General features: G+C 73.7%; 11 protein-coding genes and 1 rRNA gene. 3 read left to right on the forward strand and 9 right to left on the reverse strand.

Annotated features, from left to right (window positions below):
* Positions 1–22: 22 nt before the first annotated feature.
* The 7 genes from pgsA to BUB17_RS15090 all read right to left on the reverse strand — a co-directional run bounded on the left by pgsA (position 23) and on the right by BUB17_RS15090 (position 9,123).
* Positions 23–685 (reverse strand): CDP-diacylglycerol--glycerol-3-phosphate 3-phosphatidyltransferase, encoded by a 663-nt coding sequence (gene pgsA, locus BUB17_RS15060; protein WP_072919330.1) that lies wholly within the window; start codon positions 683–685, stop codon positions 23–25.
* Positions 682–2,109 (reverse strand): MiaB/RimO family radical SAM methylthiotransferase, encoded by a 1,428-nt coding sequence (locus tag BUB17_RS15065; RefSeq protein WP_072919332.1) that lies wholly within the window; start codon positions 2,107–2,109, stop codon positions 682–684. Before BUB17_RS15065 ends, pgsA begins: the two co-directional genes overlap by 4 nt.
* 65 nt (positions 2,110–2,174) lie before the next feature.
* Positions 2,175–4,736, reverse strand: a complete 2,562-nt coding sequence (locus tag BUB17_RS15070; protein ID WP_072919334.1) for a DNA translocase FtsK — start codon at positions 4,734–4,736, stop codon at positions 2,175–2,177.
* Positions 4,737–5,146: 410 nt separating this feature from the next.
* Entirely contained in the window at positions 5,147–6,847 is a 1,701-nt protein-coding gene (locus BUB17_RS15075) for a ribonuclease J (RefSeq protein ID WP_072919336.1), read from the reverse strand.
* 10 nt (positions 6,848–6,857) lie between these two features.
* Positions 6,858–7,754 (reverse strand): 4-hydroxy-tetrahydrodipicolinate synthase, encoded by an 897-nt coding sequence (dapA, locus tag BUB17_RS15080; protein ID WP_072919338.1) that lies wholly within the window; start codon positions 7,752–7,754, stop codon positions 6,858–6,860.
* A gap of 9 nt (positions 7,755–7,763) precedes the next feature.
* Positions 7,764–8,306 carry a dihydrofolate reductase gene (locus BUB17_RS15085; protein WP_072919339.1) on the reverse strand — a complete coding sequence of 181 codons (543 nt, stop codon included), beginning with the start codon at positions 8,304–8,306 and terminating at the stop codon, positions 7,764–7,766.
* 7 nt (positions 8,307–8,313) lie between these two features.
* Positions 8,314–9,123, reverse strand: a complete 810-nt coding sequence (locus BUB17_RS15090; protein WP_175561377.1) for a thymidylate synthase — start codon at positions 9,121–9,123, stop codon at positions 8,314–8,316.
* Positions 9,124–9,214: 91 nt separating this feature from the next.
* On the opposite strand from BUB17_RS15090, the gene BUB17_RS15095 reads away from it, so the two are divergent.
* Positions 9,215–9,622: a YkvA family protein gene (locus BUB17_RS15095; RefSeq protein WP_072919342.1), complete on the forward strand. Its 408-nt coding sequence runs from the start codon at positions 9,215–9,217 to the stop codon at positions 9,620–9,622.
* Between the two features lie 5 nt (positions 9,623–9,627).
* Here the strand turns inward: BUB17_RS15095 and BUB17_RS15100 are convergent, their stop codons facing one another.
* Positions 9,628–10,839 (reverse strand): winged helix-turn-helix domain-containing protein, encoded by a 1,212-nt coding sequence (locus tag BUB17_RS15100; protein ID WP_072919344.1) that lies wholly within the window; start codon positions 10,837–10,839, stop codon positions 9,628–9,630.
* Positions 10,840–10,907: 68 nt separating this feature from the next.
* On the opposite strand from BUB17_RS15100, the gene BUB17_RS15105 reads away from it, so the two are divergent.
* Both BUB17_RS15105 and BUB17_RS15110 read left to right on the forward strand, forming a co-directional pair.
* The gene (locus BUB17_RS15105; RefSeq protein WP_072919345.1) at positions 10,908–11,501 is read left to right on the forward strand and encodes a GNAT family N-acetyltransferase; all 594 of its coding nucleotides are present in this window, start codon (positions 10,908–10,910) and stop codon (positions 11,499–11,501) included.
* A complete protein-coding gene (locus tag BUB17_RS15110) occupies positions 11,498–12,163 on the forward strand; it encodes a DUF2461 domain-containing protein (RefSeq protein ID WP_072919346.1) in 666 nt (221 codons plus the stop codon). Before BUB17_RS15105 ends, BUB17_RS15110 begins: the two co-directional genes overlap by 4 nt.
* A 179-nt stretch (positions 12,164–12,342) precedes the next feature.
* Here BUB17_RS15110 and rrf read toward each other — a convergent pair.
* A 5S ribosomal RNA gene (gene rrf / locus BUB17_RS15115) occupies positions 12,343–12,459 on the reverse strand.
* Between the last annotated feature and the right edge of the window lie 192 nt (positions 12,460–12,651).

The following is a 12,651-nucleotide window of genomic DNA, read 5'->3' on the forward strand; positions in this document are numbered from 1 at the left end:
ACGGTGGGAGCGGGGCCTTCGCTCAGGTGGCCGCGTCGGTCCGCGGCCCGCCGGTCGGGCCCGGCGAGCGGCGGGCGGCCGCGGCGCGCATGGCGCGCGCGCTGGTGCGCCGCAGCATGAGGGCGCGGTACACGTAGTCCAGGCCGGTGGCGACGGTGAGCACCACGGCGGCGGCCATCACCCACCAGCGGACGGTGCCGAACAGTCCGTCGAGCGGGAGGGTGTACATGCCGACCGCCAGCGCCTGGACGACGGTCTTGGCCTTGCCACCGCGGCTGGCCGCGATCACCCCGTGGCGGATCACCCAGAAGCGCAGCAGGGTCACGCCGACCTCGCGGACGAGGATGGTGAGCGTCACCCACCACGGCAGCAGTGCGAGGACCGACAGGCCGATGAGGGCGGTGCCGGTCAGCGCCTTGTCGGCGATCGGATCGGCGAGCTTGCCGAACTCGGTCACCTGGCCGGTGCGCCGGGCGATCATCCCGTCGTAGCGGTCGGTGATGATCGCGAGCGCGAAGACGAGGGTGGCCCAGTAGCGCCGGTCGTCGTCCATCCCGCCGTCGGCGAACAGCAGGGCGGCGAACACAGGCACGAGGGCCAGCCGGAGCAGGGTCAGCGCGTTGGGCAAGTTGACCACCCGCGCCGACTGGGGCGGCGTGGCGGCCGGGTCGACCGGAGAATTCATGCGCGTACCGCAGGCACGAGTGCCGTGGCCACCAGGTCGACCCCCTCGGTGTCGACGACCTCTGCGGTGACCAGCATGCCCGCGACCGCGCCGTCCGGCACCCCGGCGAGCGTCGTCGTCCCGTCGGCCTCGGGGTCCTGGTGGGCGGCGTGCCCGGCCCACACCCCGGTCCCCTCGTCGGCGGAGAGGTCCTCGGTGAGGAGCACCTCGACCCGCTCGCCGAGGCGGTCCTCGGCGCGCTGCGCGGTGAGCTCCTCGACCAGGTCGGTGATCCGCCGGACGCGGGCGTCGATCTCGGCCTGGTCGAGCTTGCCCGGCAGAGCGATCGCCTCGGTGCCCTCCTCGTCGGAGTAGCCGAACACCCCGACGGCGTCCAGGCGCCCCTCGACGAGGAAGCGCTCGAGCTCGACGACGTCGTCCTCGGTCTCCCCGGGGAAGCCGAGGATGACGTTGGTGCGGAATCCCGCGGCAGGCGCCAGCGCGCGCGCCCGCTCGATGAGTGCGAGGAAGTCCTCGGTGCCGCCGAAGCGGCGCATCCGGCGCAGCAGCGTCGGCGAGGAGTGCTGGAAGGACAGGTCGAAGTAGGGGGCGATCCCGTCGGTGGCGGCGACGACCTCGAGCAGGCCCGGCCGCAGCTCGGCCGGCTGCAGGTACGCCACCCGCACCCGGGCGATGCCCTCGACCGCGGCCAGCTGCGGCAGCAGCCGCTCCAGCAGGCGCAGGTCGCCGAGGTCCTTGCCGTAGGACGTGGAGTTCTCGCTGACCAGCACCAGCTCGGTGACGCCCTGCGAGGCCAGCCACTGCGCCTCGCCGAGCACCTCGACCGGCGGGCGGGAGACGAACGAGCCGCGGAAGGCCGGGATGGCGCAGAAGGCGCACCGCCGGTCGCAGCCGGAGGCGAGCTTCAGGGCGGCCGACGGACCGGAGGCCAGCCGGCGCCGCTGCAGCCAGCCGTGGCCGGGGATGGCCGGGGCGTCGAGCGCGGTGACGGCCGCGCTGCGGTCCACCGGGCTGAGGGGCAGCAGCGTGCGCCGGTCCCGGGGGTCGTGCGGGACGAGCGGGCGGCCGGTGAGCACGTCGTCGAGCCGGTCGCCGATCGCCGCGTAGTCGTCGAAGCCGAGCACCGTGGCCTCGGGCAGGGCACCGGCGAGCTCGGAGCCGTACCGCTCGGCCATGCAGCCGACCGCCACCACCCGGGCGCCGGAGTCGGTGGCGGCCAGGATGGCGTCGACGCTGTCCTTCTTGGCCGACTCGATGAAGCCGCAGGTGTTCACCAGGACGGCGTCCGCGCCCTCGGCGTCCTCGACCAACCGGTACCCGCCGGAGGCCAGCCGGCCGGCCAGCTCCTCCGAGTCGACCTCGTTGCGGGCGCACCCGAGGGTCACCACCGCCACGGTGCGGGCAGGGTCGGTCGGAGGTGTCACCGGTCCATCGTAGGTGACGGACCCCTCCGCCCCCCGCCGCTCGCCAGCCCGCAGGGGGGCCGCGCTCAGCCCTCGGTGCCGCGCAGAGTGAACATCACCGACTCGAGCTCGTCGGGCTTGACCAGCACGTCGCGGGCCTTGGAGCCCTCGGACGGGCCGACGATCCCGCGGCTCTCCATGAGGTCCATGAGCCGCCCGGCCTTGGCGAACCCGACCCGCAGCTTGCGCTGCAGCATCGACGTCGAGCCGAACTGGCTGGTGACGACGAGCTCCACGGCCTGGACGAGCAGCTCCAGGTCCCCGCCGATGTCCTCGTCGATCTCCTTCTTCTCGCCCTCGGCGGCGCTGAAGACCTCCTCGCGGTACTCCGGCTCGGCCTGGCGCTTGGTGAACTCGACGACCGCCTCGATCTCGGCGTCGGAGACGTAGGCGCCCTGCACGCGCATCGGCTTGCCCGCGCCGATCGGCAGGAACAGCGCGTCGCCCATGCCGATGAGCTTCTCCGCGCCGGGCTGGTCGAGGATGACCCGGCTGTCGGTGAGGCTGGAGGTGGAGAACGCCAGCCGCGAGGGCACGTTGGCCTTGATCAGGCCGGTGACGACGTCGACCGACGGCCGCTGGGTGGCCAGCACCAGGTGGATGCCGGCGGCACGCGCCTTCTGGGTGATCCGGACGATCGACTCCTCGACGTCGCGCGGGGCGACCATCATCAGGTCGGCGAGCTCGTCGACGATGGCGAGGATGTACGGGTAGGGGCGGTAGACCCGCTCGCTGCCCGGGGGCGCCACGATCTCGCCGCGCTCCACCTTGCGGTTGAAGTCGTCGATGTGCCGGACGCCGGTGGCCCGCATGTCCTGGTAGCGCTGCTCCATCTCCTCGACCAGCCAGGCCAGCGCGGTGGCCGCCTTCTTCGGGTCGGTGATGATCGGCGTGATCAGGTGCGGGATGCCGTCGTAGGGCGTGAGCTCGACCATCTTCGGGTCGACCAGGATCATCCGCAGCTGGTCCGGCGTGGCCCGCAGCAGCAGCGAGGTCAGCAGCGAGTTGACGCAGCTGGACTTGCCGGCACCGGTGGCACCGGCGACCAGCAGGTGCGGCATCTTGGCCAGGTTCGCGCAGACGAACCCGCCCTCGATGTCCTTGCCCAGCCCGACGAGCATCGGGTGCGGGTCCTGCTTGGCCACCTGGGAGCGCAGCACGTCACCGAGGCTCACCATCTCGCGGTCGGTGTTGGGCACCTCGACGCCGACGGCGGACTTGCCGGGGATCGGCGCGAGGATCCGGATGTTGTCGTTGGCCACCGCGTACGCCATGTTCTTGGTCAGCGCGGTGATCTTCTCGACCTTGACCGCCGGGCCCAGCTCGATCTCGTAGCGGGTGACCGTCGGGCCGCGGGTGAAGCTGGTGACGGCGGCGTCGATGTTGAACTGCTCGAGGACGCCGGTGATGGCCTCGATCGCCGCGTCGTTGGCCGCAGAGCCCTTCTTCGGCGGGTCGCCGGCGCGCAGCACACCGACCGAGGGCAGCGTGTACTGCCCCTCCACCGGCTCGATGCGCAGCTGCTCGGGCTCGGCGATGGGCTCGAGCTCCTCCACCGGCGCGGTCCGGTCCACCACCGCGGGGCGGCGGGCCGGGACCGGCGGGGGCGGTGGCTGGTGCAGCACCGCCTCGGGCGCCTCCTCCAGCGCCGCGTGGTCGATCGCCGGCACCGTCTCCACCGGGCCGGTGTCCATCAGGTCGTCCGACAGCGACCGGCGGCGGGCGCGGCGCGGCGCCGGCGGCTCGGCCGGCTCCTCCTCGTCGTCCCAGTCCTCGTCGTAGAGGTCCTCGTCGTCGTGGTCCTCGTCGTCGTGGTCCTCGTCGTCGTGGGCCTGACCCAGCAGGCGGTCGGTGAGCTCACGCAGGCGCTCGGGGATCTGGTGCACCGGCGTGGCGGTCAGCACCAGCAGACCGAAGAAGGCCAGCAGGACCAGCAGGACGACGGCGACGACGGTGCCCACGCCCGCCACCAGTGGCGTGGCCGCGGCCCAGCCGACCAGCCCGCCGGAGCCGGGCCGGTCCTGCGACGGGGCGGCGCCCTCGCCGACGACCTCGGCGACGCCCAGCACCGACACCACCAGGCACAGCCAGCCGATCGCCAGCCTGCCGCGCGCCTCGGGGCGCGGGCCGCGGCGCAGCAGCCGCAGCGCCGCCAGGAAGAGCACGACCGGCAGCACCATGACCAGCGAGCCGACGATCCAGCGGACCCCGCCGGCGAACGCGGCGCCGACCGGGCCGATGCCGTTGCTCCAGGCGGCCGCACCCAGGACGACGGCCAGGCCCAGCACGGCCAGGCCGACGCCGTCGCGGCGGTGCTCGGGCGCGAGCGGCTCGGCCTCCTCCGGGCGGGCGACCGAGCGGGCCAGCCCGCCGGCGCCCCGCGCCAGCAACGACCAGCCGCCGCTGACGACGCTCCACAGACCGGGACCGGACCCCTTGGACGCGGGTTTGCGGGCGGCGGGCTTGCGGCCGCCGGTGGCGGGTCGCTTGGCGGGCGGGCGCTTCCGGGACGCGGTCGACCCGGAGCCCGAGCGTCCGCGCGCGGACGACCGGCCCGAGGGTCGGGTCGTCGTCGTGCGAGCAGGCATGCGTCGACGGTAACGGCCGCCGGGCCGCCCCGACGGCAGGCGCAGCGTGTCCGCGTGCCAAGCCGCACGGGAACGGTTCGGCACGTCTCGGCTGCAGAGCAGCGCCGGGACGCCGATGGAGGCGGGGCCCGGGCTCCTCGGAAGCACGCCGGCCGTCTCCGGGTCGTGGCCGCCGACGGCACCGTGGTGGCGAGTTCGGAGCTGTGACGCCCAGCGGCGCGGGGAACGGTGGTCCCCCGGCGCCGCGCAGGTCCCAGCTGCCGGACGCCTCGACCGTGCGCCGGTCGACGGTGCAGCCGGTGCGTTCCCGCCCGTGACCCGGTGCGCACCGGTCGTCCCTCGGAAAGCGGCCCCGCTGCAGGATCCCTCCGCCTGAGCATGCGAGGCGTGGGGGCCAGCGAGGCCCTTCTTCAGACCTCGAGAACGGTCGGGATGATCATGGGACGGCGGCGGTAGGTGTCGGACACCCACTTGCCGATCGTCCGGCGGATCACCTGCGAGAGCCGGTGCGGGTCGGTGACCCCGTCGGCCAGCGTGCGCCGCAGGTTCTCCTCGACCAGCTGCAGTGCCGGGTCGAAGACGGAGGGGTCGTCGGCGAAGCCACGGGCGGAGAGGTGCACCGGCCGCACGATCGTCCCGGTCGAGGGCTCGATGACGACGGTGAGCGCGACGAAACCCTCGTCGCCGAGGATCCGCCGCTCCTGCAGCGACTCCTCCCCCACGTCACCGACGTTGAGGCCGTCGACGTAGACATCGCCCACCGGCACCGAGCCGACGATCGACGCCTTGCCGTCGACCAGGTCCACGACGACGCCGTCCTCGGCCAGGATCACCCGGTCCGCGGACATGCCGGTCTCCTCCGCGAGGGCGGCGTGGGCGCGCAGGTGCCGCCACTCGCCGTGCACCGGCATGAGGTAGCGGGGCTTGGCGACGTTGAGCAGCGTGCGCAGCTCGCCGGCCGGCGCGTGCCCGGAGACGTGCACCCGCGCGGTCTCCTTGTGCACGACGGTGGCGCCGAGGCGGGCCAGCCCGTTGATCACCTTGTAGACCGCGGTCTCGTTGCCCGGCACCAGCGAGGAGGCCAGCACGATGGTGTCGCCGGCCTCGATGGTCACCTGGTGGTGCTCGCCACGGGCCATCCGCCCGAGCGCGGACAGCGGCTCCCCCTGCGACCCGGTGCTGACCAGGACCACCTGCTCCGGCGGCATGCTGGTCGCCTCGTCCAGGCTGACCATCAGGCCGGGCGCCACCCGAAGCAGCCCGAGGTCGCGAGCCACGCCCATGTTGCGGACCATCGAGCGGCCGACCAGGGCGACCTTCCGGCCGTGGGACTCGGCGGCGTCGAGCACCTGCTGGATGCGGTGCACGTGGCTGGCGAAGCTGGAGACGATCAACCGCTGGGTGGCCCGCCGGAACACGTCCTCCAGAACCGGGCCGATCGACCGCTCCGGGGTCACGAAGCCGGGGATCTCCGCGTTGGTGGAGTCGGCGAGCAGCAGGTCGATGCCCTCGAGGCCCAGCCGGGCGAAGGCGCCCAGGTCGGTGAGGACCCCGTCCAGCGGCAGCTGGTCCATCTTGAAGTCGCCGGTGTGCACGAGGACCCCGGCCGGCGTGTGCACGGCCACGGCCAGCGCGTCGGGGATCGAGTGGTTGACCGAGATGAACTCGCAGTGGAACGGCCCCGCGAGGTGGTCGTCGCCGGCGGCCACCTGGACCAGCACCGGGTCCAGCCGGTGCTCGCGCAGCTTGGCCTTGACCAGCGCGAGGGTGAACCGGGACCCCACCAGCGGGACGTCGCCGCGCATGCGCAGCAGGTAGGGGATCGCGCCGATGTGGTCCTCGTGCCCGTGGGTCAGGACGACGGCGACGACGTCGTCGAGCCGGTGCTCGATGATGCCGAAGTCGGGGAGGATCAGGTCGACGCCCGGCTGCTCGGCCTCCGGGAACAGCACGCCGCAGTCGATGACGAGCAGCTTGCCGTCGAACTCGAGGACGGCCATGTTGCGGCCGATCTCACCGAGCCCGCCGAGCGCCATGACCCGCAGGCCACCCTGGGGCAGCGCGGGCGGTGCCTGCAGGTCCAGGTGCGGCTGGGTGGTCGAGGTGGTCACGAGGTCGCGCTCACAGGTGGATGCCTCCGTCGGCGAGGTCGGCGCGCAGCTGCGCGAGTTGTTCGGGGGTGGCGTCGACCAGCGGCGGGCGCACGGGGCCGGCGGGCAGGCCCAGCTCGCGCAGCGCAGCCTTCGCCATGATGACGCCCTGGGTGCGGAAGATGCCGGTGTAGACGGGCAGCAGGCTCTCGTTGACCTCGCGCGCCTTGGCCAGGTCGCCGGACTCGACCGCGGCGATCAGCTCGGCCAGCCGGGGGCCGACGAGGTGCCCGGCCACGCTCACCACGCCGACCGCACCGAGGGCCAGCATCGGCAGGTTGAGCATGTCCTCACCGCAGTAGTAGGCGAGGTCGGTGCGGGCCAGCGTCCAGGCGAGCGCGCCGAAGTCGGCCTTGGCGTCCTTGACCGCGATGATCCGCGGGTGCTCGGCGGCGCGGACCAGCGTCTCGACCTCGATCGGCACGACGGAGCGCGGCGGGATGTCGTAGAGCATCACCGGCCGGTCGGTGGCGTCGGCGACGGCGGTGAAGTGCCTCAGCAGGCCGGCCTGCGGGGGCTTGTTGTAGTACGGCGTCACGACCAGCAGGCCGTGCGCGCCCAGCCGCTCGGCCCGGCGCGCGTTCTCGATGGTGTGCGCGGTGTCGTTGGTGCCGACGCCCGCGACGACGGTCGCGCGGTCGCCCACCGCGTCGAGCACCGCCTCGAGGACGGCGTGCTGCTCACCGTCGCTCAGGGTGGGCGCCTCGCCGGTGGTGCCGAGCACGACCAGGCCGTCGTGCGCCTGCCGGTCGACGAGGTGGGCGGCCAGCTCCTGAGCCCCCGCGAGGTCGATCGAGCCGTCCTCGGCGAAGGGCGTCACCATCGCCGTGAGCACACGCCCGAAGGGCCGGGCGGGGTCACTGGTCATACCGAGAATCTACCGACCCGTCCCGGCCGGCACGTCGGCGTCGGTCGCTGCGCGGGCGTACTCCGACACCGCGTACCGCAGGCCGGTGGTGGACGCCGTCCAGCCCGCCGCCGGGGTGCGCGACACCCGCACCCACTCCGCGCCCAGTTCCGGGGCCCAGGTGTCGCCGTCGACGGCGGTGTCGACGTCGGTGACGACCACCCGGTCGGCGTGCGGGAGGAACGCGGCGTAGACCCGGCCACCGCCGATGACCCAGAGGTCGCCGTCGTCCGCGCACGCCAGCACGTCCTCGACCCCGCCCACCCGCGCGGCGCCGTCGGCGGCCCACGACCGGTCGGTGGTGAGGACGATGTTGCGCCGTCCGGGCAGCGGGCGGAACCGCTCGGGCAGCGACTCCCAGGTGCGGCGACCCATCACGACGGTGCTGCCCGTGGTGAGCTCGCGGAACAGGCGCAGGTCCTCGGGCAGGTGCCAGGGCAGCCGGCCATGGGCGCCGATGACCCCGCCGCGGGCCTGCGCCCAGACCAGCCCGACGGCCCTGCCCCTGGCCACCCGCGGCTCAGACCGCCACCGCGGCGCGGATCGCCGGGTGGTGCCGGTAGTCGCGCAGCGTGAAGTGCTCGTAGGTGTAGTCGAACAGCGACGGCGCGGGGGCCAGGTCGAGGGTCGGGAAGGGCAGCGCCTCGCGGGAGAGCTGCTCGCGGACCTGATCCACGTGGTTGCTGTAGACGTGGCAGTCGCCACCGACCCAGATGAGGTCGCCGGGGGCCAGGCCCACCTGGTCGGCGACCATGCGGGTGAGCAACGCGTAGCTGGCGATGTTGAACGGCACGCCGAGGAACATGTCGGCACTGCGCTGGTACAGCTGACAGGACAGCCGGCCGTCGGCGACGTGGAACTGGAACAGCGCGTGGCAGGGCGCGAGCGCCATGTCCGGCAGCGCGGCGACGTTCCAGGCGGAGACGACCATGCGTCGCGAGTTCGGGTCGGTGCGCAGCGTCTCCAGGACGCCGGCGATCTGGTCGACGTGCTCGCCGCCGGGCGTGGGCCAGGACCGCCACTGGACGCCGTAGACCGGGCCGAGCTCCCCCTCCGGCGAGGCCCACTCGTCCCAGATGCTGACCCTGTTCTCCTGCAGCCACCGCACGTTGCTGTCACCGCGGAGGAACCACAGCAGTTCGTAGGCGATCGACCGGAAGTGCACCGACTTGGTCGTGACCAGCGGGAACCGCTCAGCGAGGTCGTAGCGCAGCCGCTCGCCGAACAGGCTCACCGTGCCGGTGCCCGTCCGGTCCTGCTTGGGTGTGCCCTGCTCGAGCACCCGGCGCAGCAGGTCCTCGTACTGGGTGTCGACCCGCACTGTGTCCATCCCCTGAGCGTTCGTGCCCACCAGACCCGTTCCCCTCGTCGTGCCACTGCCCGGACCAGGGTAGGCGGAGCCACCGACCACACTGGAGCGCGTGAGGTGGCTGGAGCTGGTGCTGTCGGTGGGAGCGGGGCTGCTCCTGCTCTGGGGCATCCTGCTCCTGCTGCTGTGGTGGGCGCGCCCACCGGACCTCACCGTGCGCGAGGCGCTGCGGCTGCTGCCGGACCTGGTGCGCCTCGTGCGCCGGCTCGCCGCGGACCGGTCCCTGCCGCGGGGCGTCCGGGTGCGACTGTGGCTGCTGCTGGTCTACCTGCTCTCCCCGGTGGACCTGGTGCCCGACGTGATCCCGGTCCTCGGCTACGCCGACGACGTCGTCGTCGTGGCCCTGGCACTCCGCTCGGTGGTGCGGGCGGCCGGGGCGCCGGCGGTGCAGCGTGCCTGGCCGGGCGGGCACGCGGGCCTCGCCGTCGTCCAGCGCCTGGCCGGCCTGGGCAGGCGCTGAGCCCGCTAGCCCACGACGGCGGCGAGTTCGGCGGCCAGGTCACCGCGCCCGCCCACGACGACGGCGCCCAGCTGCATCCAGCCGGCCATGAGCGCCAGCTCCTCGGCGAGGGCAGCGGTCACCTCGGCGCGGTCCACGCCCTCCTCGGCGAACGCCGACTGGACCCGCAGCACCCCGGCCTGCCGGTCGGCCTTGAGGTCGACCCGCGCCACCAGCCGGTCGCCGAGCAGGAACGGCAGGACGTAGTAGCCGTGCACCCGCTGGACCGCCGGGGTGTAGATCTCCAACCGGTACCGGAAGCCGAAGATGCGCTCCACCCGCGGCCGCTCCCAGACCAGGGAGTCGAAGGGGCTCAGCAGCGCCCGCGCCCGCGCCCAGCGGGGACGGCGCGCCTCGGGCCGCAGCCACGCCGGCGCACCCCAGTCGGCCACCTCGACGGGGACGAGCTCGCCGGAGTCGACCAGCTCGGCGATCGCGGCCCGCGCAGCCGGTGGACGCAGCCGGAAGTAGTCGCGCAGGTCCCGCTCGGTGGCCACGCCCAGTGCACGCGAGGCGGTGCGCACCAGCTCGCGGACGGCGTCGGCCGGCTCCGGAGTGGGCACCTGCAGGACGGCGGCCGGCAGCACCCGCTCGGTGAGGTCGTAGACGCGCTCGAAGCCCGCCGTCCGGCCCCGGGTGGTGACGACGCCGGTGTAGAAGAGCCACTCCAGGGCGACCTTGCCGGCGTGCCAGTTCCACATGCTCCCGGGCCGGTCCGGTCGCGGCTCGGCGAGGTCGCTGGCCTTGAGCGGACCGGTCTCGCGCACCCGCTCGAGGACCTCGCTGACGTATCCGGGCCGTTCGCGCTGGATCCGGACCATCGAGCCCCAGGCGTGCTCCTCGGCCGCCGCCATCCGCCAGCGCAGGTGCGGGTGCAGCCGGACCGGGAGCAGCGAGGCCTCGTGCGCCCAGTACTCGAACAACTCCCTGCGGCGGTCGGCGAGGTCGTCGAGCGTCTCGCGCGGATACGGTCCGAGACGGCTGAAGGCGGGCAGGTAGTGCGCGCGGGAGAGCACGTTGACCGAGTCGATCTGCAGCACGGCCAGCCGGGACGCCATCCGGCGCAGCTGCCGCCCGTCGACGGGGCCCGTGGGCCGGGGGTCGGCGAAGCCCTGCGCGGCCAGGGCGATGCGGCGGGCCAGCGCGGCCGGTAGCCGGTCGGCGACGGGTGTTCCCACGGCGGCCGATCCTGCCCGGGACCCCCGACGACTCCGGCAGGTACCCGTCGCGGCCTACGCTGCCTGGCGTGCAGCCGACCTCGCCGTTCCCTCGCCGGTCGGGGACCGCGGAGGCGTCGGTCCGCCCGGCGCAGCGGTCCGACGCCCCCGCGGTCGCCCGCGTGCAGGCCGTCACCTGGCGGACGGCGTACCGCACCGTGCTGCCGTCCGAGGTCCTCGACGGCTGGGACGAGGCCGCGGCAGCGGAGGCCTGGCGGGCCGCGGTCACCGCACCGCCCACACCCGGGCACCGCGTCCTGGTGGCCGTCGAGCAGGACGTGGTGGTCGGCTTCGCCGCCTCCGGCCCCGCGGAGCTCGCCGCGGACGAGCACCCGCACCCCGCGGGCCCCAGCAGCGAGATCGCCACCCTGCTGGTCGAGCCCCGCTGGGGGCGGCGCGGACACGGCAGCCGGCTGCTGGCCGCCGTCACCGACCTGGCCCGGGCGGACGGGACGGCGCGGGTGCAGGTGTGGCTGCCAGAGCAGGACGCGGTCTCCGCGGGCTTCTTCGAGTCGGCGGGCTGGGCGCGCGACGGCTGGACCCGGACCCTGGACACCGGGGGGACGCCGCTCCGCGAGGTCCGCTGGCACACCCTGCTGCAGGAGACGGACGGGAGTCGATGACCTTCGAGGGGTTCCCCGACGAGGGGCTGGTCTTCTACGAGGGCCTGGAGGCCGACAACAGCAAGACCTACTGGACCCGCAACCGACAGATCTACGACGCATCCGTCCGGACCCCGATGCAGGCGCTCCTCGACGAGCTGACCGGCGAGTTCGGCGTCCCGAAGCTCTTCCGCCCGTACCGGGACGTCCGCTTCAGCAACGACAAGACGCCGTACAAGACCCATCAGGGTGCGGTCGTGAACCCCGACGGCCGGGGCGCCGGGGCCTGGTACGTGCAGGTGTCCGCGGACGGGCTGATGGTCGCCGGCGGGTGCTGGCGGCTGGAGCCCGACCAGGTGGCCCGCTACCGCCGCGCCGTCGCGGACGACGTGCAGGGCCCGCGGCTGCGCGCGGAGGTGAACCGGCTCGCCGCCGCTGGGTGGACCATCGACGGCGAGCGGCTGGTCCGGGTACCGGCCGGCTTCGACCGCGAGGGCGACCGCGCCGACCTGCTCCGGCACAAGACCTTGCACGCCTCCCGCCGCTGGGAACCTGCCGACTGGCTGCACGACCGCCGTGCGCTCGACGAGGTGCGCAGCGCCTGGCGCGACCTGACCGCACTCAACGCGTGGCTGGCGGACAACGTCGGGGCGACGACGCGCGAGTCGCGAGCCCGCCGCTGACCCGCCACGCGACAGGACCCGTTGGGGCGCTCCGCAGGGCGCCCCCGTTCGTCGCCAGACGTGCATGAAGGGCCCGCACCGGGTGGTGAGGGCCCTCCGCGCAGCGCCGCCCGATGGGTGCGGACACGACGGAACGGGGGCCAGAGCACGTGGCTCTGACCCCCGTTCCGGAAAGAGTTGTCCGGCGGTGTCCTACTCTCCCACTCCGTTCCCGGAGCAGTACCATCGGCGCTGAGAGGCTTAGCTTCCGGGTTCGGAATGGAACCGGGCGTTTCCCTCTCGCCATGACCGCCGTAACACTGTGAACATGACAACCGGTGTCTCCGGTTGGGTCGTTCAGAACCGCACAGTGGACGCGTTGGTGCGCATGATCTTCGACCGCGGCCCGTGTGTGGGGCTCGTGGTGGTCGTGTGGTCAAGCCCTCGGCCTGTTAGTACCGGTCAGCTCACACACCTCGCGGTGCTTCCACTTCCGGCCTATCAACCCG

It is taken from the genome of Geodermatophilus obscurus (assembly GCF_900143215.1).
Taxonomy (GTDB): Bacteria; Actinomycetota; Actinomycetes; order Mycobacteriales; family Geodermatophilaceae; genus Geodermatophilus; species Geodermatophilus obscurus_A.